17 protein-coding genes are annotated in these 18,584 nt (G+C 74.1%); 6 read left to right on the forward strand and 11 right to left on the reverse strand.

All coding sequences use genetic code 11. The features are described from left to right. Nucleotides 1–2: 2 nt before the first annotated feature. Nucleotides 3–947 (reverse strand): ROK family protein, encoded by a 945-nt coding sequence (locus tag ACFC0B_RS21535; RefSeq protein WP_376087865.1) that lies wholly within the window; start codon nucleotides 945–947, stop codon nucleotides 3–5. A gap of 402 nt (nucleotides 948–1,349) precedes the next feature. Here ACFC0B_RS21535 and ACFC0B_RS21540 point away from each other — a divergent pair, with 402 nt between their 5' ends. Next, entirely contained in the window at nucleotides 1,350–3,566 is a 2,217-nt protein-coding gene (locus ACFC0B_RS21540) for a transglycosylase domain-containing protein (protein ID WP_376087868.1), read from the forward strand. Between the two features lie 76 nt (nucleotides 3,567–3,642). Here the strand turns inward: ACFC0B_RS21540 and ACFC0B_RS21545 are convergent, their stop codons facing one another. The 4 genes from ACFC0B_RS21545 to ACFC0B_RS21560 form a co-directional block, all read right to left on the reverse strand. Next, nucleotides 3,643–4,077 carry a hypothetical protein gene (locus tag ACFC0B_RS21545; RefSeq protein ID WP_376087871.1) on the reverse strand — a complete coding sequence of 145 codons (435 nt, stop codon included), beginning with the start codon at nucleotides 4,075–4,077 and terminating at the stop codon, nucleotides 3,643–3,645. Nucleotides 4,078–4,305: 228 nt separating this feature from the next. Further along, entirely contained in the window at nucleotides 4,306–4,890 is a 585-nt protein-coding gene (locus ACFC0B_RS21550) for a hypothetical protein (RefSeq protein ID WP_376087874.1), read from the reverse strand. Nucleotides 4,891–5,120: 230 nt separating this feature from the next. Beyond that, nucleotides 5,121–5,741 (reverse strand): DJ-1/PfpI family protein, encoded by a 621-nt coding sequence (locus ACFC0B_RS21555; RefSeq protein ID WP_376087877.1) that lies wholly within the window; start codon nucleotides 5,739–5,741, stop codon nucleotides 5,121–5,123. Nucleotides 5,742–5,792: 51 nt separating this feature from the next. Next, entirely contained in the window at nucleotides 5,793–6,530 is a 738-nt protein-coding gene (locus tag ACFC0B_RS21560; protein WP_376087880.1) for an SDR family NAD(P)-dependent oxidoreductase, read from the reverse strand. Nucleotides 6,531–6,579: 49 nt separating this feature from the next. Between ACFC0B_RS21560 and ACFC0B_RS21565 the strand changes: the two genes are divergently transcribed. Continuing rightward, the gene (locus ACFC0B_RS21565; RefSeq protein ID WP_376087883.1) at nucleotides 6,580–7,485 is read left to right on the forward strand and encodes a helix-turn-helix transcriptional regulator; all 906 of its coding nucleotides are present in this window, start codon (nucleotides 6,580–6,582) and stop codon (nucleotides 7,483–7,485) included. A 15-nt stretch (nucleotides 7,486–7,500) separates the two neighbouring features. Here the strand turns inward: ACFC0B_RS21565 and ACFC0B_RS21570 are convergent, their stop codons facing one another. The 5 genes from ACFC0B_RS21570 to ACFC0B_RS21590 all read right to left on the reverse strand — a co-directional run bounded on the left by ACFC0B_RS21570 (nucleotide 7,501) and on the right by ACFC0B_RS21590 (nucleotide 11,364). Then, complete coding sequence (locus ACFC0B_RS21570; RefSeq protein ID WP_376087886.1) at nucleotides 7,501–8,262, reverse strand: hypothetical protein; 762 nt, start codon at nucleotides 8,260–8,262, stop codon at nucleotides 7,501–7,503. 38 nt (nucleotides 8,263–8,300) lie between these two features. Beyond that, a complete protein-coding gene (locus tag ACFC0B_RS21575) occupies nucleotides 8,301–9,629 on the reverse strand; it encodes a cytochrome P450 (protein WP_376087889.1) in 1,329 nt (442 codons plus the stop codon). 171 nt (nucleotides 9,630–9,800) lie between these two features. Continuing rightward, nucleotides 9,801–10,187 (reverse strand): hypothetical protein, encoded by a 387-nt coding sequence (locus ACFC0B_RS21580; protein WP_376087892.1) that lies wholly within the window; start codon nucleotides 10,185–10,187, stop codon nucleotides 9,801–9,803. A gap of 163 nt (nucleotides 10,188–10,350) precedes the next feature. Then, on the reverse strand, nucleotides 10,351–10,773 hold the full coding sequence (locus ACFC0B_RS21585) for a hypothetical protein (protein WP_376087895.1): 423 nt from the start codon (nucleotides 10,771–10,773) through the stop codon (nucleotides 10,351–10,353). Between the two features lie 3 nt (nucleotides 10,774–10,776). Beyond that, the gene (locus ACFC0B_RS21590) at nucleotides 10,777–11,364 is read right to left on the reverse strand and encodes a sigma factor-like helix-turn-helix DNA-binding protein (protein ID WP_376087898.1); all 588 of its coding nucleotides are present in this window, start codon (nucleotides 11,362–11,364) and stop codon (nucleotides 10,777–10,779) included. Between the two features lie 331 nt (nucleotides 11,365–11,695). Between ACFC0B_RS21590 and ACFC0B_RS21595 the strand changes: the two genes are divergently transcribed. The 4 genes from ACFC0B_RS21595 to ACFC0B_RS21610 all read left to right on the forward strand — a co-directional run bounded on the left by ACFC0B_RS21595 (nucleotide 11,696) and on the right by ACFC0B_RS21610 (nucleotide 15,063). Beyond that, nucleotides 11,696–11,842: a hypothetical protein gene (locus ACFC0B_RS21595; RefSeq protein ID WP_376087901.1), complete on the forward strand. Its 147-nt coding sequence runs from the start codon at nucleotides 11,696–11,698 to the stop codon at nucleotides 11,840–11,842. A gap of 82 nt (nucleotides 11,843–11,924) precedes the next feature. Beyond that, nucleotides 11,925–13,202 (forward strand): hypothetical protein, encoded by a 1,278-nt coding sequence (locus tag ACFC0B_RS21600; RefSeq protein ID WP_376087903.1) that lies wholly within the window; start codon nucleotides 11,925–11,927, stop codon nucleotides 13,200–13,202. Beyond that, a complete protein-coding gene (locus tag ACFC0B_RS21605) occupies nucleotides 13,199–13,714 on the forward strand; it encodes a hypothetical protein (RefSeq protein WP_376087906.1) in 516 nt (171 codons plus the stop codon). The genes ACFC0B_RS21600 and ACFC0B_RS21605 overlap by 4 nt, the downstream gene beginning before the upstream one ends. Beyond that, entirely contained in the window at nucleotides 13,711–15,063 is a 1,353-nt protein-coding gene (locus tag ACFC0B_RS21610; RefSeq protein WP_376087909.1) for an MFS transporter, read from the forward strand. The genes ACFC0B_RS21605 and ACFC0B_RS21610 overlap by 4 nt, the downstream gene beginning before the upstream one ends. 81 nt (nucleotides 15,064–15,144) lie before the next feature. Here the strand turns inward: ACFC0B_RS21610 and ACFC0B_RS21615 are convergent, their stop codons facing one another. Next, nucleotides 15,145–18,336: a M28 family peptidase gene (locus tag ACFC0B_RS21615; protein ID WP_376087912.1), complete on the reverse strand. Its 3,192-nt coding sequence runs from the start codon at nucleotides 18,334–18,336 to the stop codon at nucleotides 15,145–15,147. Between the last annotated feature and the right edge of the window lie 248 nt (nucleotides 18,337–18,584).

Genomic DNA, 18,584 nt, shown 5'->3' on the forward strand with positions numbered 1-18,584 from the left:
GGTCAGCGGCAGAGCGCGGCCGCGCCGATCAGCCCGGCGTCGGTGCCGAGTTCGGCGCGCCGCACGTCCAGCCCGCGGACGTAGGGCAGCGCGGCGTAGCGGTCCAGATGGCGGGCGAGCGGCTCGAACAGGACCGGGCCGGCCATGGCCACCCCGCCGCCGACCACCACCCGCCGCAGGTCGACCAGGGCGGCGGTGGCGGCGATCCCGGCGGCCAGCGCCTGGGCCGCCCGGTCGAAGGCGGCCAGGGCCACCGGATGCCCGGCCAGCGCGTCCTCGGCGACCGCGCGCGCCGAGCGGTCGTCCCCGGCGGGCCGCCAGCCCCCGGCGAGGGCCCGGCGGGCGATCGCGGTGCCGCTGGCGATGCCCTCCAGGCAGCCGCGCGAGCCGCACGGGCAGGGCTCGCCGTCGAGGTCGACGGTGATGTGGCCGAGGTGCCCGGCGTTGCCGCTGGGGCCGGGGCGCACGGCCCCGTCCAGCACCAGGCCGGCGCCGACCCCGGTGGAGACCACCAGGCAGAGCGCGTTGTCGGCGCCGCGGGCCGCGCCGCGCCAGTGCTCGGCGGCCGCCATCGCCACGCCGTCCCCGGCCAGCGCCACCGGGCGGGTGCCCACCGCGGGGTGGGCGGCGACCTCGGCGGTGAGCGGGAACTCCCGCCAGCCGGGGATGTTGACCGGGCTGACGGTGCCCCGGGCGAGGTCCACCGGGCCGGCGCTGCCGAGACCGACGGCGGTGGCCTCGCCCCACTCCGGCGCGGCGGCCAGGTGGTCCAGCACCTTGTGCACGACGGCCAGCACCTCGGCTCCCGTCTCCCGTGCCGGGGTGGGCAGTTGGACGCGGTGGGCGAGTGCCCCGGCGGAGTCGACGAGCGCCCCGGCGATCTTGGTCCCGCCGATGTCGACGGCGGCGAACAGCGGGCCGGAGGCGTGGGGCGAGGGTGCGGTCATGGCGGGTGGCTCCGGGCGGGGGTGAGGGTGGGGGCGTCCGGCGGACCGGGCGGGACAGGACTGGACGGGACAGTGCTGGGTGGGACAGGACAGCACCAGCAAACAGGATCGGGTCGGCGGCGTGAAGCGCGGGGTGGAAGGGGCGGCGGGGCGGACCGGCTGCCCTTTCGGGCCGTTCCGGTCCGAACCGGCGGCCCGGATCCTTCCCGGGGGTGCGCAACCTTTCGCCGCTCCCACCGCGTCACAGTGGTGTCGGGGTGCCGTGCCCAATACCCTTTCGCAACATCGAAGTTCGTGCACAATTTGTCGGGTTCCGGTCGCCCGCCCGGCCTGTTGCAGAGCTGTGACAGTCCGCCGCGAAAAACTGTTCGATCCACAAGGATCGAGGGCTAGCATTCCGACATGGCATCGAATCTCCCCCCGATATGGAGTGCACCCGAAGACGAGCCTCCCGCTCCTTCCCGGAATTCAGCGCTGCGGTTCGCCCGCTACGGCGCGACCTTTCTGGGGGTGAGCGTGGTGTCCGGTGCACTGCTCGCCGGCCTCGCCCTGCCCGCCGCGGGCGCACTCGGATTGACCGCCAAGAACACGGCGGAGGGGTTCGACGACATTCCGGACGACTTCAAGACGCCGCCGCTGACCCAGGCCACCCAGGTCTTCGACGCCAAGGGCGGGCTGATCGCCAAGGTCTACGAGCGCGACCGCACCGTCGTCACCGCCGAGCAGATGTCGCCGTACATGCGGCAGGCGCAGGTCGACATCGAGGACGCGCGCTTCTACGAGCACGGCGCCGTCGACCTCAAGGGCGTGCTGCGCGCGATCAGCAAGAACGCGGAGAGCGGCACCGCCTCCCAGGGCGCCTCGACGCTGACCCAGCAGTACGTGAAGAACGTGAACATCGAGAAGGCCGGCGACGACCAGGACGCCGTCCGGGAGGCCATGCGCAAGACCCTGGGCCGCAAGATCCAGGAGCTGAAGATCTCGATCAAGCTGGAGGAGGACCTGACGAAGGACCAGATCCTCACCAACTACCTCAACATCACGTACTACGGGAACGGCGCCTATGGCGTGGAGGCCGCGTCCCAGCGCTACTTCAGCAAGTCCAACAAGGACCTCACCGTCGCCGAGGCCGCCACCCTGGCCGGCCTGGTCCAGAACCCCTCGCAGTACGACCCGAAGGCGCACCCGCAGGCCGCGCTGAACCGCCGCAACACCGTGATCGACAAGATGCTGGAGAACAAGCACATCACGGAGGAACAGGCGAAGGAGGCCAAGGCGACTCCGCTGGGCCTGAAGTACAAGGACCCGCAGCGGGGCTGCATCACCGCCCAGGAGGGCATGGGCTTCTTCTGCGACTACGTCCGGCAGGTGGTGAAGCACGACCCGGTCTTCGGCGGAACCGCCGCCGAGCGCAAGAAGTTCTGGGACCAGGGCGGTCTGAACATCTACACCACCCTCGACCCGGAGAAGCAGGCCGCCGCGCAGAAGGCGGTGAGCTCCAACGTGCGGGTCACCGACAGCGTCTCGGCCGCGGCCAGCATGGTCGAGCCGGGCTCCGGCAAGATCCTGGCGATGGCCCAGACCCGCCCGTACGGCCTGGAGCCCTCCAAGAACCAGACCGTCGTCAACCTCAACGTCGACGCGGCGATGGGCGGCGGCAACGGCTTCCAGCCCGGTTCCACCTTCAAGCCGGTCGTCGCGGCCGCGGCGATGGAGGCGGGGCTGCCGCCGACCCAGGAGTACTCGTCCCCGAACCGGATCGAGTACCCGACGATGAAGACCTGCGACGGCACCTGGAAGAACACCGGCAAGCCCAAGACGACGGTGCCCAACGAGTCCGCGAGCGAGAAGGGGCCGTACCAGCTGAAGCAGGCGATGGCCCTCTCGGTGAACACCTACTTCGTGCAGATGGAGCAGGAGATCGGCCTCTGCGCGGTCAAGCAGATGGCCAACAAGCTCGGCATCACCTCCCGGGCCAGCGGCAAGCCGCTGGACGAGGTCCCCGCGATGGCCCTGGGCGTCGAGGAGGTCAGCCCGCTGACGATGGCCGGCGTCTACGCGGCCTTCGCGTCCGGCGGCACGTACTGCGCCCCGGTCGCCATCAACAAGATCACCACCGTCGAGGGCAAGGACGTCACGGTCCCGCCCGCCCGCTGCGAGACGGCGTTCTCCGAGAACACCGCCAAGGTGCTGAACACCATCCTGAACGGGGTGACCGAGAGCGGCGGCACCGGTTCGGCGCTCAGCCTGGAGGGCGACCGGCAGATCGCGGGCAAGACCGGCACCTCGGACCACAAGAAGGCCGCCTGGTTCAGCGGCTACACCCCGCAGCTCGCCACCTCGGTCTGGCTCGGCGGCCCGGCCGGGGGTGTGGAGATGCGCAACATCACCATCAACGGGAAGTACCGCGCCGAGGTGTTCGGCGCCGACGGCCCCGGCCCGATCTGGCGGGACGCCATGAACCAGGCGCTGCGGGGCACGCCCAAGCAGTCGCTGCCGATGGCGGACATCCCCGACCCGGCGCCCAGGACCGATCCGGGCGCCAGCGGCAGCGCGTCGGGCACGCCGGCCGGCGGCGCGTCCGCGGGTTCCGCCACCCCGCCCGGCGGGCGGCGCTGAGGGGCGGACGGCCCCGGCCCGGAGCGCCCTCCGACCCGGCTCGGGTCGGAGGGCGCTCCGGCCTGACGGGGGCAGGCTAGAGCGGGCCCCAGCGGTAGAGCGCGGAGCCCCAGGTGGCGGTGTGCTGGAAGGTGGTCGAGAAGGTGATCGCCTTCTTGAAGCCGGTGGTCGACCCGACCGGTCGGATCTCGGTTTCGAGGGTGTAGACGAGTGAGAGCGGGTACACGCAGAGCGACCACCGGTAGTCGCCGTCCTGGACGCGGATGTCCTCCCCGGGCGCGCTGCCGCCCGGGCTGTTGAGGGTCCACGCGTAGGTGCCGGAGTCCAGGTGCAGCTGCCGGTAGACGCACTTCTCGGGCGGGGTGACGGGGGCGGGCAGCGGGCCCACCTGCCCGTAGTCGCTGATGAACTCGTGCTCGGTGACGGCGGAGGCCGGGGTGACGGCCGGGCCGGTCACCAGGGCCAGGGCGAGGGCCGGCAGGGCGAGGATCCGGGCGGGTCTGCGCTTCATGGGTGCCTCCGGTCGGCCGGGCACTGCCGTGGGCCGGGCCCGGCGGTGGGGGATCCAGTGGTCTATGCCAATTCTGCCGACCGGCCCGGGCCGTGCCCATCCCAGAACCCTGGGAGCCGCCGCCGATCCGGCTGACCGGGGCGGCCGTCCCGGCCCGCCGACGCGGCGCCCCCTCCGTGGTGAGGGGGCGCCGCTCCGCCGTTCCACCGGCGGGGCCGTGCGGGAGGGTCAGGCGGGGAAGGGCCAGGTCGGGCACCAGGGCCAGACGATCTGGCCGGGGATCGGCGGACCCCACGGCGGGCACGGGGGGAGGGGCGCAGGGCCGGGCGGCAGGGAGGTCCACAGGGCCTTGCCGTCCAGCGAGACCGCGATCAGGCCCTCGTTGTAGATGTCCAGCTCGGCGCCCCAGCGGCCGCCCGTCTGGCTGTTCCACAGCGGCGTGCTGTTCGCGGAGTACACGACCAGGTTGCCGTCGCCCTGCATGACCAGCACATTGCCGTTGGGCATGGCGCCGGGGGCGACCCAGACCGGCTTGCTGTCGCGGTAGAGCACGACGTTGCCGTCGCCCTGCATGGCGAGCATGACCCGGCCGTCCGGCGAGTACCAGGCCTGGTTGCGGCCGATCGACGTGTTGCCGGGGATGCGGGTGGGGGCCGACAGCGCCGCGGTCGCGGCGGCGGGCGCCCCGGCGGCCGGGGGCGCGGCCGGAGCGGGAGCCGCCGGGGCGGCGTGGGCGGCTCCGGTGGTGAGGGTGGCGAACCCGACGGCGGCGACGGCCGCCAGGGCGGCGGCTCTGGTGCGGAGAGTGGTCATGGCGGGGCTCGGGATCCTTCCGGGCGGGGGCGGCGGCCGGGTGGGGCCGCCGAACTGGCGGCGCGTCAGCGTGGTCCTGCGCGCCGGGCGCCCAGGCTACGGCCGCCGCCGTAGGGGGTTGCGGCAGAAGGACCGGCAGCTTCCCGGCACCCGCCGGCCGTCGACGACGCCCCTGGACACGGCCACCGTGACCGGGCTGATTCCCGTGCTCGGGGACCGGATCGAGGCTGCTAGCCGAGCTCCTGCGCGCGGGCGAGCACCTCGGCCGGGGCCTTGGCCACCGAGCCGCTGTCGAACGGGGGTTGCGGGTCGTACTCGGTGCAGAGCTGGATCGCCTGGGCGGTGACCTCGTCCGTGAGCAGGGCGGCCAGCCGGACGGCCATGTCGATGCCGGAGGAGACGCCGGCCGCGGTGATCAGCCGGTCGTGCCGCACCACCCGGTCGGCGGTGTAGACGGCGCCGTGCGACTCCAGTTCGGCGGTCGCCGCCCAATGGGTGGTCGCGGTCAGGCCCTTCAGCAGGCCGGCCGCGCCGAGCACCACGGAACCGGTGCAGACCGAGGTGGTGAACCGGGTGCCCGCGTGCATCCGCCGTACCCAGTCGAGGAAGGCGGGGTCCGCGAGCATGGGCCGGATGCCGCCCCCGCCCGGGACCAGCAGGACGTCGCACCGCTCCACCTCGGAGTACGCGGTCGGGACGTGGACCGGCAGCGCGCCGAACGCGTCCCGCACCAGGCCGGGTTCGGCGGTGACGAAGCGTACGGTGGCACCGGGGACGAGCGCGAGGATCTCGTAGGGGCCGATCGCGTCGAGCGGTTCGAACCCCTCGAAGAGCGGGATGACGATGTCCATGCGCCGCAGCATAGCCACCGCCCGGTCGGGCCCGGCCCGGGCCGTCAGCCGTCAGCCGTCGCGCAGGATGCGGCGGCCGACGGGCGGGGCCAGCCGCAGCAGCGCCAGCAGCGCACGGCCGGCGCCGACGGCCACCACGGGGCGCCCGCGCACGATGCCCCGGACGACGGCGTCCGCCGCCTGCGCCGGGCTGAGCTTGCGGGCCGGGCCCCCGCGGCCCGCGGTCATCGCCGTGTCGACGAGCGGCAGCACGATCTCCTGCACCCGCACGCCCGGGCTGGTCGTCCGCGCCTGGTGGCGCAGCGACTCCAGCAGGATGTGGACGGCCGCCTTGGTGGCGCAGTAGACCGGCGCGCTCTGCTTGGGCGCGTACGCGAGGCCGGAGGTCACGGCGACGAACGCGGCACCCGGCGGACCGGCCGGCGCCGCGGCGGCGAGGTGCGGCCAAGCGGCGGCGGCGAGTTCGACCACCGAGGCGAGATTGACCGCGATCTCCTGCCGGGCCGCCGCGAGGACCTCCGGATCGGGGCCCAGGGTGAGCGGAGTGGGGTACTGGACACCGGCGTTGGCGACCACGACGTCCAGGCCGCCGAGCCGTTCGACGGCCTCGGCGACCACCCGTGCCGCCTCCCCGGGTACCGCCAGGTCGGCGCGGACGGCGTGCCCGCCGGAGGCGGTGCGGCCGCAGGTGACGACGGTGGCGCCGAGGGCGGTCAGGGACTCGGCGAGGGCCAGACCGACTCCGCCGGTGCCGCCGGTGACGAGGATGCGCTGCGAGCTGAGGTTCACGCCCGCCATCGTGGACCGACGAGGTCCGGTCCGCTTGTACGATCGCGCCATGCCCCGAACCGGAGCCGGAGCCGATCCGGCGCGGTCAGTCCGCCCGACGATGGCCCGGGCGGTGCTGCGCACGCTCGGCCCGCACCACGCCGGCGACCCGGGCCGGCGCGTCGAACGCCTGCTCGGCGACGGCCTGCCCGTACCGGAGCGCCTGCACGCACGGCTGGTGGCGGCCCTCGCGGCCCGCGGCTGGCCCGCGCTGCGCACCGCCGCCGACCGGCTGCTCGCGGCCGACCCGCTGCTCGCCGACCTGGCCCGCTGCGGCGACCTATCGCAACTCCTGGCCCGCGTCGGGCTGGTGGAACCCTGGTTCCACGCCGGACACCGGACCCTGCGGGTCCTCACGGACGACCGCACCCTGACCGTGCGCCACCTCCCGTCCCTGGGCAGGGACCCCGGCCCCGCCGAATCCCTCCTCGTCTGCGCCCTGGACGCGGTCGGCACGGCGGCCGCCGCCGGCCGCACCGCCCGGGTCGAGGTGATCGCCGACGGCGCGGCGGGCCGCCCCGAGGAGGTGCTGCGTACGGGCGCGTCCCGGGTCGCCGGCTGGCGCCTCCACTGGTCCGACGGTTCCGCCGCCACCGCCCCGCGCCCGCTGGACGCCGTCCGCGCCCACTTCGCCCGCGACCCGGCCCGCCCCTGGCGCCTGCCCGCCACGGCCGCACTGCTCGGCGTGGCACCGCGCACCCTCCAACGTGCCCTGGCCGCCGCCGGCACCTCCCACCAGGCCCAACTGCTCGCCGTCCGCCTCGACGTGGCCGGCCACCTCACCGCCCGCACCTCCCTGCCCCTCGCCGACATCGCCGCCACCGCCGGCTTCACCGACCACGCCCACCTGACCCGCCGCTTCCGCACCCACTACGGCTGCCCGCCCTCGGAGTTCCGCCGCACGGGCCACCACTGACGACGGCCCGGCCGGTCACCGGCTCTGCTCCGCCGCCCAGGTCCGCAGGCGGGTGACGGCCTCGTCCCGGGACAGCGGGCCGCGTTCGAGCTGCAGGTCCTGGAGGTGGCGGGTGGCCGCACCGATCAGGGGGCCCGGGGGCAGGCCGAGCAGGTCCATGATCGCCTTGCCGTCCAGAGCCACCGGAACGTCCGGGAGCCTCCTGGACCTCGCCGACTCCGCGGCGGCACGGGCCGTCCGCTCGTGCTCCGCGTGCCACGCGTCGTAGGTCGCCGCCCATCGGGCGGTCCGGCCGGCCGACTGCCAGCCGTCCAGGTCCTGCTCCCAGCCGAGGCCCACCTCCAGGAACAGGTCCCGGTGGCCCGCTTCCGCGGAGCCGCTCGGAACGACATCGAGCAGGGCGAGCGCGGCATTGATCGGCCAGCCCTCCCGCGGACCGGTGAAGTCCCGGGTACGGGCCGGGCCCCACACCTTCGCGCCGTCCCGCCACACGGCGGCGCTCTGGTGCCCGTGCCCTCCGTGGAAGTCCGCCTCCACATAGGCGATCGGTCCGCCCCGGGACCACTGGCCCAAGGTCCGCTCGAAGGCCGGGGACATCACCGTGACCGGCCGACCCGCGGGCCCGGCGCCGTCCCGACCGGTGAGGAGGCCGGCCGACGTGACCGGAACCAGCCCCATGCGCTGCCGGAGCGGGGCGACAACCGCATCCCGCACCCCGGCGGTCCGGCTCCTGAGCAGGTCGAAACGTCCGAGGACGGCGGTGAGTTCGTACGGCATCCCGGCAGGGTAGCCGTACAGCCCGCACGGCGGGCCGCTCAGCCGGTGGCGGCCGCCCTCAGGACCGCCGGTGTCGGGCCGTCCGGGCGGACGGTGATGCTGTAGACGGAGCCCGACGGGGTGCTCAGGAACTCCACCGCGTGGGCGGGGAGCAGGAGTTCGAGCAGGGCGGTGGACTCGCGGAGGGCGAACTGGGTGCCCAGGCAGGCGCGGGCGCCCAGGCCGAAGGGGAAGTAGGCGCCGAGGTGCGCGGGGCGGGTGCCGCCGGGGGCGAAGCGGGCGGGGTCGAAGCGCTCCGGGTCGGGCCACAGGGCCGGGTCGCGGTGGGTGAGGTAGGGGCAGACCAGCAGGTCGGTGCCGGCCTCGACGCGGTGGCCGGCGAGGGTGTCCTCGGTGAGCGCGTGCCGGGGGAGGATCCACGCGGACGGGTAGAGCCGCAGCGTCTCGCTGACCAGCGCCTGCACCGCCTCGCGCCGTTCGGGCGAGCCCTCGGGGCCGGCCGCGAGGGCCCAGGCGCGGGCGTCGGGGTTGGCGTCGAGGAGGAGGTGGAGCCAGGTCAGGGTGGTGGCGGTGGTCTCGTGGCCGGCGACGAGCAGGGTGACGAGTTCGTCGCGGATGAGCCGGTCGGTGTACTCGGGGTGCTCCTCGGCGGCGTCGAGGAGGACGCGCAGCACCCCGGGGCCGTCGGGGCCGTCCTCGTGGCGGCGGGCCGCGTCGATGGCGGCGTGCGCGACGGCGTCGATCCGGGCGAGGTCCCCGGCGACGGCGTCGCGGGCCTGCTCGCCGTCGGGCAGCTGGGGGAGGGTCGCCACGACGGCGGGGATGCGGTCGAGTTCGCGTTCGGTGGCGGCGTCCAGCGGGTGGCCGGTGAGCGCGCGCCAGATGGTGTCGAGGGCGAAGTGGCGCATCTCCTCGCCGATGTCGATGCGTTCGCCGGTGCGCGCGTAGCCGGCCCAGCGGTCGGCGGTGCGGCGCGCGGCGGCGGCGATCCGCTGCTCGTAGCGGCGCATTCCGGTTCCGGTGAACTGGGCCTGGAGCATTCGCCGTTGGCGCTTCCAGGCGTCGCCGGTCGCGGACAGCACGCCGTCCCCGGCGAGCATCCGGGCGCGGTGCGAGCGCTTGACGTAGCGCTCGGGGTGGCGGCCGAGGACGTGCTGGACGGCCTCGGGGTCGGTGACCAGGACGGTGGGCCGGGGGCCGATCCGGAACGCGGCGACGCCGCCGAGCCGCTGCCGGGTGCGGGCCAGCAGGTCGACCAGCTCGGCCTCCTCGGCGCGCCACTCCTCGACCGCCTCGGACGGCAGTTCGGGCACGGGCGCGGGCGCGGGCGCGGCGGGCGAGGAGCCGGGGTTCGCGGTGGCGGTCACAGGATCTCCTCGGTCGGTGGCGGTCGGCCCGCGCCGACTCTACGTCAGCCGCCGCGCCGCCGGGCGGCGCGCGGGCGCCGCGGTGCGACGGCGCGCGAGCGCGGGGGCCCGGCGGCCGCAGTCCGCCGGGCCCCGAATCGACGAGGCGCCGGGAAGGGAGTTGACGCTTCCTCAGGGAGCGGACTGCGGACGGAAGAACTGCAGGACCGTGGCGGCGCCGAACAGGAAGGCGCTGGCCGCGAACAACTGGAGGCCGTTGCCGTGCCGCAGGGCGACGATGCCGCCCGCCAGGCCGAGGGCGCTCCCGACCGCGAACACGGCGATCTGGACGGCGGTGATGACCCGGTGGCGCGTGCGGCCCGGCCTGGCGCGGGCGGCGCACCGCGGGCCGGCGTCGGGGCGGTCGTCGGGCCCGCCGTCGGGGCGGTCGGCGGGCCCGCCGTCGGACCCGCCGTCGGGGCAGTCCTTCGGGCAGCCGGGGCCGGTCTGGACGGGCAGGTGCCCGTCGACGGCGGGAAGGGTAGCGTCGATCCGCTCCGGCGGAGCGGTTTCGGGCATCGCCGCGCTCTTCTCCTGGTGTTTGCCCGCTCGAATGTGTGGTGTGCCATTGTTGAACATGTCGAGTGCTCCTGATGAGTGCTTGTCGGGGCTGTCCGCCGGCCAGGGCCGGAATCCGCGTCGGCGGGCAGCTGTCCTGTGGTGCTCCTGAACGCTGCTCAGGTCACGGTCCCCGGCGCCACCCGGTGCTCAGATGGGCGATCCGGTGGAGTTGGGCGCCGCCCGCGACGGCGGTGAGGCCGACGGTCCACCTGGTCGGCTCGATCACCACGGCCAGGACGCCGGCCAGGACGACCATGACGAGCCAGGCCAGGTCGGCGCGGGTGCTCTCGAAGGTGATGTTGATGACCATGGCTCCCCGGCGGCCCCGGGGCGTGCTCGGCCTGGTGCTCGCCGCGGGGTTGAGCAGCACGACGTTCTCCTCTCCGTTGCGGCGCAGCCGGCGGCGGCGTTCGACCTCGTCGCGCAGCCGCTGGTAGTCCTCGTCCGACACCGCTGGGCAGGCCCTCGGTGCGGAGGTCTTCAGCCTGGTGGCAGGGGGCGGTTCGCTGTCGTGCGTCTCCTTCGTGGTCTGGAGCGTGAGCATGTGTCAGTCATCCTTTCTGTTGACCTGCATGGCTTCCCTGATGAGGCCCTCGATGTGGTCGAGGTCGGGCTCCTGCTTCCTGAGCGCCTTCCGGGCGAAGTGCAGGGTGGTGCCGACGGTGGCCTTGCCCATGCCGACGGCCTCGGCGGCCTCGGCCCGGCTCATCCGGAAGACGATCTGGCAGTGGTAGACGGCCCGTCGGCGGGGCTGGAGCCGGTCGACGGCGGCGAGTCGGTCGGCGTCCTCGCCGAGGTGGCCGCGGAGGATCCGGGAGAGCTGCTGGAGCGCGAGCGGCGCGCGCTCGGCGGCCGCGGCGCGGCGGCGCTGGGCGGCCCAGGACATGACGGTGTCGTAGACGATGGTCGGTGGGTCGGCGCAGGTGTTCTCCCAGTCGCAGAGGGCGCGGATGACGCCCTCCGTGGCGACGTCCAACGGGTCGACGCGCGGGTCACCCTCTATTCGGAACGCTTCGGTGGTGCAGAAGGGGAGGAAGTCGTGCTGCAGCCACCGGTGGACACCCTCGGGGATCTCCGCCGCGGTGCCCCGGTCGAGGGCTTCCCCGTACCAGTCTGAGGGTGGCTGGTGTGCCACTCGGTCCGCCTCCTTTCCAATGGCGCCGCGCACGCGCGGCGGTCTTCCCCCCGCCCAATGCCGTGGATCTCCCACGGGAGGGAAACTAGGCGGCCGGAACGACCCCCGTTTACTGGCGGGAAAGCCCAGTTCGCGGGCCGTGATCACTTTTCCGGTCTAGACCTTCTCGGTGCGGGGCGCGGTCGGCCGGGAAGGCTCCCCGATGGCCGATCCCGCGCGCTGTGGCCGAGTCTGATGACCCGTCATTGACACGTCCTTGACCATCGCTTTACTGTCGCGATGGCGGCGTCGATCCGCGCCGCCGGATGACCGGCACCCTTCGGAGGCCCGAATGGAACAGCTCATCAAGCGGATGACCCAGGACGACAAGTGGAAGCGCTGGGTCGCGGCCAACTCGGCCCGCGGCGCCAAGGACGGCTGCATCAGCGTCGCGAAGTCCGGGTGCATCAGCGTGGCCAAGTCCGGCTGCATCTCCTGACCTGACCTGACGCGACGGCCGGAGCCGAGACGGCCCGGGCCGGCCGAGCGCCCGGCCCGGGCCCCACCGACCGGAGGTGACAGTGAACGGCCAGCCGACCGCCGACGTGGTCGACCGGATCAAGGACATTCCCCTCTACCGCGCCTCGATCGAGCGGGGGTACTTCCCCGTGCTGGAGAAGCCCGAGATCGCCCGCGGATTCCCGGACAACTGGATGACGCCCGCCCTCGCCGCGGCCCTCGCGGCGGGTGAGGCGGAGTTCGTGCTCTCCACCGGCACCAACCACGCCCGCATGCAGATCATCCGACCGCCGTACTTCCTGCTGCGTTCCTACTACCGGCTGTGGAGCGAACACCCCGACATCTCCGACACCTGGGCGGAGGGCTGCGCGAGGGTCTCCCTCACCACCGTCCTGGCGACCGAGCACGTCGCCCGGGTCAACGCCCGCAGGCGCGGCGGCGAGCCGGACGGTGAACCGTCCCTGGAAGACCGGTGGTTGGACGACCGCACCTGCTACCTGAACCTCCGCCTCGACCCCGACCACTGGCAGCGGGCGGACGTCGAGCGCATGCTCGCGGAGATCCGGGAGGCCGCCCGGGCGCACCCGCGCGGCCGGTACCACCTGGACTGCTCCTCCTCGCACCTCGCGCACCTGGTGCGCAAGGCCCGGGCCTGGGGCCTGTGGGCGGACTTCCCGCCGCCGGCCAGCATCGTCCACGCCTACGAGTACACCCCCGCGAACGTCGCCCGGTACCTGCGCGAGCACTTCGACTGCCCGATCGTCGACCTGTTCGGCAGCACCGAGCTCGGCTACCTCTACTCCAGCGACAGCGGCGGCCGGTACCTGCCCCACCTCGACGGGATGAGCGTCGAACTCCTCCCCGTCGCCCCGGGGAGCGGGATCCACAGCCTGATCGTCACCAGTGTGCGGAACCCCTGGATGCCGCTGGTCCGCTACCGCTCGGGGGACTGCGTCCGCACCCTGGACGGCAGCGCGGACCCCGGACGCATCGCCCGGTTCTGCGGCCGGGAGAAGGAACTGCTCCCCACCCCGCGCGGACCGGTCGCCCAGGGCGACCTCGACGAGGTGGTCGCCGCCGTCACCCCCCGGACCTTCCTCCACCGGCTGGACGTGGCGGGCCCGGGGGAGGAGGCCGTGCTGCGCTGCACCACCTTCGACGGCGCCCCGTTGACGGCGGCCGAGTCGGACGCCCTGGCCCGCGAGGCCGGCCGGCTGGTCGGACGGCCGTGCCGGGTCGAGCACCGCGACCACCTGCCGATCGGCGCCTCCGGCAAGTACGCCTGGCTCGCCACCACCCCGCCCCCGACCGCCGGTGACACCCACGGAGCCGCCCGATGACCGCCGACCGGCCCCGCGTCACCGCCGAGGACCTCAGGGCCCTGCTCGGCGAGGACCTCCACGCCGAGGTGGTGGCCTACACGACCGGGCGCACCGGCGCCGCACCCGCCGACGCCGAGCGGCAGGTGACCGAGTGCCTGCGCTACCTCTACCTGGTCTCCCGCCACCGCGAGGAGCTCGCCGGCCTCTTCCTGCCGGTCGAGCAGCACATCGACGAGATCTGGCACTACCTCATCCTGCAGACCCGCGAGTACCGCGCCCTGTGCGAGGAACGCCTGCCGGGCCGGTACTTCGTCCACCACCGCGGCATCCCGTACGAGGCGTACCAGGAGGAGCCCGGCCGGGAGCGGGCCGCCGAGCAGGCGTTGCGCTGGATCCCGCTCTACTGCCGGGAGTTCGGACCCTTCGACGAGGGCGCGCCGGAGCACTGGACCATCGTCCGCTACCTCCGCGAGGAACTGGGCATGTCGCTGGAGGAGATCTCGGCGCTGCGCCCGACGGCGGCGGCATGACGGTCTCCCCGCAGGTCGCCGCCGGGCCCCGGCCCCCGTCGGAACACCCGGCGCAGCGGCGGGTGCTGGCGGTCCTGGTCGCCTCCCAGCTGGTGAGCGGCGTCGGGCTGACCGCCGGGGTCGTGGTGGGCTCCCTGATCGCGGAGGAGATGCTCGGCTCGACCGGGCTGGCCGGCCTGCCCACCGCCCTGTTCACCGGCGGGTCGATGCTCGGCGCGCTGGGCCTCGGGCGGCTCTGCCAGTCCTGGGGGCGCCGGGCGGGGCTCGGGCTCGGGTACGCGGTCGGCGCCCTGGGCAGCGTCGGTGTGGTGGTCGCGGTGGCCGCCGACCGGGTGGCCCTGCTGCTGCCCGCCCTGGTGGTCTACGGCGCGGGCACCGCCACCAACCTGCTCGCCCGGTACGCGGGCGCCGATCTGGCGGCCCCGGAGCGGCGCGGCCGGGCCGTCAGCCGGGTCCTGCTCGCCGCGACGTTCGGTGCGGTGGCCGGGCCCAACCTGGTGGCCCTCGTCGGCGGCGCGGCCGAGGCCCGGGGGATTCCCGGGACGGCCGCGCCGTTCGTGCTGGCGGCCGTCGGGTACGCGGTGGCGGCCGTCGTGCTCGGCACCCTGCTGCGGCCCGATCCGCTCCGGGAGGCCCGGTCCTGGGCGCCCCCGCCCGCTCCGGCGGTGGCGCGGGCGGCCGCGGCGGAACCGGCCGACCGGGCGGCCGCGGCGGAACCCGCCGACCGGGCGGCCCGGGACCCGGTCCGGACGCCGGGTGTGGCGACCGGCCTGTGGATCATGGTGCTCGGCCAGCTGCCGAAGGTCGCCCTGATGACCATGACCCCGGTCCACCTGGCCGCCAACGGCCACGGCACCGGCGCGATCGGCCTGGTGGTCTCGCTGCACATCGCCGCGATGTTCCTGCCGTCCCCGCTCAGCGGTCTGCTGGTCGACCGCTGGGGCGCGCTCCCGGTGGCCGCAGCCTCCGGCGTCACGCTCGCCGCCGCCGCCCTGCTGGCCGGCCTCGCGCCGGCGGACTCGGTGCCGGTCCTCGCGGCGGCCCTGCTGCTGGCCGGCGTGGGCTGGAACCTGGGACTGGTCGGCGGGACCGCCGTCGTCACCGCCGCCGCGCCGCCCGCCCGCGGTGCCGCCGTCCAGGGCCTGGCCGACGTCGGACTGTCGGTCGCGGGCTGCACCGGGGGACTGCTCTCCGGCCCGGTGGTGGCGGCCGGCGGTTACGGCACGCTGGCCGTGGGCTGCGCCCTGGTGGCCCTGCTCGTCGCGCCGCTGGCGGCGTGGGCGGCCCGCCCGCCGCGCGCGGCGGCCGGCGGCGGCCCGCTTCCGCCGCCCGGTGCGCCCCGGCGGTGAACGTGCGGCGGTGCCGCGGTCCGTCCCCCTCGACGAACCGCGGCACCGCCCTTATCCCGTCCCGGAGACGATCCGGTCCGCTCAGATCGCCTGCCAGAGGGCCGGGACGATGTTGGGCTCCCAGCCCACCTGGGCCGTGTGGCCCTGGAGGCACCGGTAGCTGACCCCGTTCCAGGTGACGACGTCGCCCGCCTGGTACGTGGTGCCCGGGGTCCAGGTGCCGCCACCGGGGCCCGGGTCGGAGGAGACCACCAGCGAGTAGCTGCTGGTGTGGCTGACCGAACCGGTGCCGGTGACGGTCAGGTTGTACGTCCCGTTCGGGACCGACGAGCCGACCGCGATGCTGAGCGTCGCGGAGCCGCCGGACTGCACCGAGGACGGGCTGACCGAGGCGGTCACACCGGCCGGCGCGCCGGAGACGGCGAGGTTCACCGTCTGGGCGGAGCCGGAGGTGGTCTGGGTGCTCACCGTGGCGGAGAGGGAGTCACCCGGCTTGGCGTTGCCGGTGGACGGGTTGACCGAGACCGAGAAGTCGTTGGTCGGGATCGGGCCGCTGCCCACCGAGGTCTTCCACAGGGTGTAGGCGACGCCGTCGGCGCTGCGGTCCAGCACGGTGGCGTTGATGTTGCTGGTGGTGTCGCACGACGAGTGGTAGCAGGAGTCGTACGCCCGGCCCGCCGTGCCGCCCCACTTCGACGCCTGGGCGTTGGTCTTGGTGGCGCTGGCGCCCGCCGCGTAGCCCGAGGTCGGGATGCCGGCCGACTGGAACGAGGCGTCGTCCGAGCGGCCCTGGCCCTCGACGTTCTCCTCCGGCTGGAGGTTCAGCGAGTCCCAGTACGCCTTCATCGGCGCCGAGGTGGTGGAGTTGACGTTGTTGATGAAGTAGCCGGCGTTGGGCGAGCCGACCATGTCGAAGTTGTAGTAGCCCTTGATCGCGCTGCGCTGGGTCGAGCTCAGCTGGCTCACGTAGTGCTTGGAGCCCTGCAGGCCCTGCTCCTCGCCGGTCCACCAGGCGAACCGCACGTGCCGGGTCAGGGTCGGGTTCTGCTGCGCGAGGACGAGCGCGGTCTCCAGCAGGACGGCCGAGCCGGAGCCGTTGTCGTTGATGCCCGGGCCGGCGCTGACGCCGTCCAGGTGCGCGCCGAACATGGTGACCTGGTCGGCGGGGCCGCCCGGCCAGTCGGCGATCAGGTTGTTGGCGGTGTAGGTGCAGGTGGAGCAGGTCTGCTCACTGACCTGGTAGCCGGCCGCCTGCAGCTTGGCCTTCACGTAGGCCAGCGACTGGCTGTAGCCGGAGGTCCCGGTGCGCCGGTTGCCGCCGTTCTGCGAGGCGATGGTGTTGAACTGGGCCAGGTGCGCCTGGACGTTCGCGACGCTGATGTCGGGCGCGCTGCCGCCGGGGTTGCCGCCGCCGACCGTCAGCGTGTACTGCGCGGTGTGGGTGGCCTGGCCGGTGGCGGTGACCGTGATGGTGTACGTGCCCGGCGCGGTGGTCGCGCTGGTGGAGACGGTCATCGTGGCGGAGGCGCCGGTCTGCACCGAGGACGGGCTGAAGCTGACGCTCGCGCCGCTCGGGGCGCCGGAGGCGCTCAGGTTGACGCTCTGGGCGCTGCCCTGGGTCACCTGGGTGTTGACCGTCGCGGTGGCCGAGGAGCCGGGCTGGACCGAGCCGGAGCCCGGGTTCAGCGACAGCGAGAACTCGTTGGTCTGGCCGCCGGTGCAGCTCGGCTCGCCGGTCTGGGCGGGGATGCTGATCGCGTCCCAGGCGGCCTTGGTGCGGTTGAAGAGGTTGCAGCTGGGGTCGAGGTTCTTGGCGGCGGTCAGGGTGGTGGTGCGGTACTTCTTGTGGGTCATGCCGCTGGTCTTGAGCAGCATGCCGCCGTAGAAGATCCGGCCGGCGTCCTTGATGCCGACGCCGGTGACCGTGGAGTTGTTGCAGGTGGGGCTGGTGGGCTTGCCGCCGCCGGGGTTGGAGCCCTCGGAGAGGAGGTAGAACCAGTGGTTGAGCGGGCCGGCGGCCGCGTGGACCTCGGTGCTCGGGATGGAGGCGGAGTAGCAGTTGGGGTTGTTGCTGACGAGCGAGGGGTTGTACATGTTGCGGATCGGGCCGTTGCCGACGAGGTTGATCATCTCGCCGACGAGGTAGTCCGGCGCGTCGTAGGGGGAGGTCTGGTTGGCGTAGGCCTCGGTGAGCGCGCCGAAGATGTCGCCGGTGGCCTCGCCCAGGCCGTTCTCGTTGTTGGCGCCGCCGGGGGTGAACTGGTCGATGCCGTGGCCGAATTCGTGGCCGACGACGTCGATGGAGGAGATCCACTCGTTGGCGTTGTTGTGGCCGATCGAGACGGAGGAGCCGTCCCAGTAGGCGTTGACGTCGTTGAGGCCGACCTTGACCGGCCAGCTGCCGCCGTTGCCGTTGTGCCCGTTGCGACCGAGCCAGTCGCGGAGCATGTCCCATTCCTTCTGCGCCGCGAAGAACACGTCGCCGCAGCCGGTCTCCTTGCTGGTGGCGCTGCCGTTGCCCCAGGTGTCGGAGGACTTGCTGAAGACCTGGCCGGTGGCGTTGTCGGCGCAGCTCAGACCGGGGCGGCTGGGGTCGCGCAGCGAGAAGGAGCTGCCGGAGCCGGTGGTGCTGATGGTCGGCGAGGGGCCGTTCCACTTGCTGTTGAGCGTGCCCGCCCGGACGTCGTCGTAGCTGTCGATGACCTCGCCGCTGCGGGCGTCGACGAAGACGTGCAGGGTGCTCGGGGCGGTCGCGGTGCGGCCGGTGAGGACCGTCTCCCAGGCGAGCCGGCCGGCGCCGTCCTGGACCCGGACGACCAGGCGGCGGGACTGCACGCCGTCCACCTGGGCCAGCTTGGTACGGGCGGTCTTCTCCGCGTTGGCGGCGCTGACCAGGGCGGTGGTGGGCACGCCGACCGGGCCGGAGGTCGCGGACTGCAGGCCGCGCACCTTGCCCTGGCCGTCGGCGAGGACGACGGCGTCGCCGCCGACCACCGGCAGGCCCTTGTAGCTGCGCTCGTAGGCGACCGAGTAGAGACCGCCCAGCCAGGGGGTGACCGACTGGCGCTCGTAGGTCTCGTCCGGGCCCTTGGCCAGGGCGTCCAGGCCTGCCGCGGCCGCCAGGTCGGCGGCGTTGACGGCGGCGGCCAGGGCGCTCGGGGGCGCCGCTGCGGCCGGGCCGGGATCGGCGGCGGCCTGTCCGACCGCGGTGGCGGTCAGCATGCCGGCCAGGACGGTCAGGGTGGTTCCCGCCGTCAGCAATCTGCGTTTCATTCCGAGGCTCCTCGAACGTGGGGGTGCTCGACCGCGGACGGTGTGCCGTCAGGGCGCTCACCGCGGGGCCGTTTGGGGGACGGCCGCTGCGGGCGTCCGCGCTCGGGTGCCGGAACCCTCACACGCCGTCATGGCCCGGTCAACGGTTCGGGCGTGCCGGGCGGGCGGTTGGCAAATTCCGTCAAGTCACGTCAGGAACCTTTACCCGCCGGTGAGTTCGCGGCCGACGGGGCATCCGGCCAGGTGGG

Origin of the sequence: Kitasatospora sp. NPDC056184, assembly GCF_042268405.1 — a bacterium.
GTDB lineage: Bacteria > Actinomycetota > Actinomycetes > Streptomycetales > Streptomycetaceae > Kitasatospora.

Bases quoted from the DNA above. Each gene is read 5' to 3' on its own strand.
- ACFC0B_RS21535 (WP_376087865.1), bottom strand. From the start codon at position 947: ATGACCGCACCCTCGCCCCACGCCTCCGGCCCGCTGTTCGCCGCCGTC.
- ACFC0B_RS21615 (WP_376087912.1), bottom strand. From the start codon at position 18,336: ATGAAACGCAGATTGCTGACGGCGGGAACCACCCTGACCGTCCTGGCC.
- ACFC0B_RS21550 (WP_376087874.1), bottom strand. From the start codon at position 4,890: ATGACCACTCTCCGCACCAGAGCCGCCGCCCTGGCGGCCGTCGCCGCC.
- ACFC0B_RS21565 (WP_376087883.1), top strand. From the start codon at position 6,580: ATGCCCCGAACCGGAGCCGGAGCCGATCCGGCGCGGTCAGTCCGCCCG.
- ACFC0B_RS21555 (WP_376087877.1), bottom strand. From the start codon at position 5,741: ATGGACATCGTCATCCCGCTCTTCGAGGGGTTCGAACCGCTCGACGCG.
- ACFC0B_RS21545 (WP_376087871.1), bottom strand. From the start codon at position 4,077: ATGAAGCGCAGACCCGCCCGGATCCTCGCCCTGCCGGCCCTCGCCCTG.
- ACFC0B_RS21595 (WP_376087901.1), top strand. From the start codon at position 11,696: ATGGAACAGCTCATCAAGCGGATGACCCAGGACGACAAGTGGAAGCGC.
- ACFC0B_RS21540 (WP_376087868.1), top strand. From the start codon at position 1,350: ATGGCATCGAATCTCCCCCCGATATGGAGTGCACCCGAAGACGAGCCT.
- ACFC0B_RS21580 (WP_376087892.1), bottom strand. From the start codon at position 10,187: ATGCCCGAAACCGCTCCGCCGGAGCGGATCGACGCTACCCTTCCCGCC.
- ACFC0B_RS21605 (WP_376087906.1), top strand. From the start codon at position 13,199: ATGACCGCCGACCGGCCCCGCGTCACCGCCGAGGACCTCAGGGCCCTG.
- ACFC0B_RS21585 (WP_376087895.1), bottom strand. From the start codon at position 10,773: ATGCTCACGCTCCAGACCACGAAGGAGACGCACGACAGCGAACCGCCC.
- ACFC0B_RS21570 (WP_376087886.1), bottom strand. From the start codon at position 8,262: ATGCCGTACGAACTCACCGCCGTCCTCGGACGTTTCGACCTGCTCAGG.
- ACFC0B_RS21610 (WP_376087909.1), top strand. From the start codon at position 13,711: ATGACGGTCTCCCCGCAGGTCGCCGCCGGGCCCCGGCCCCCGTCGGAA.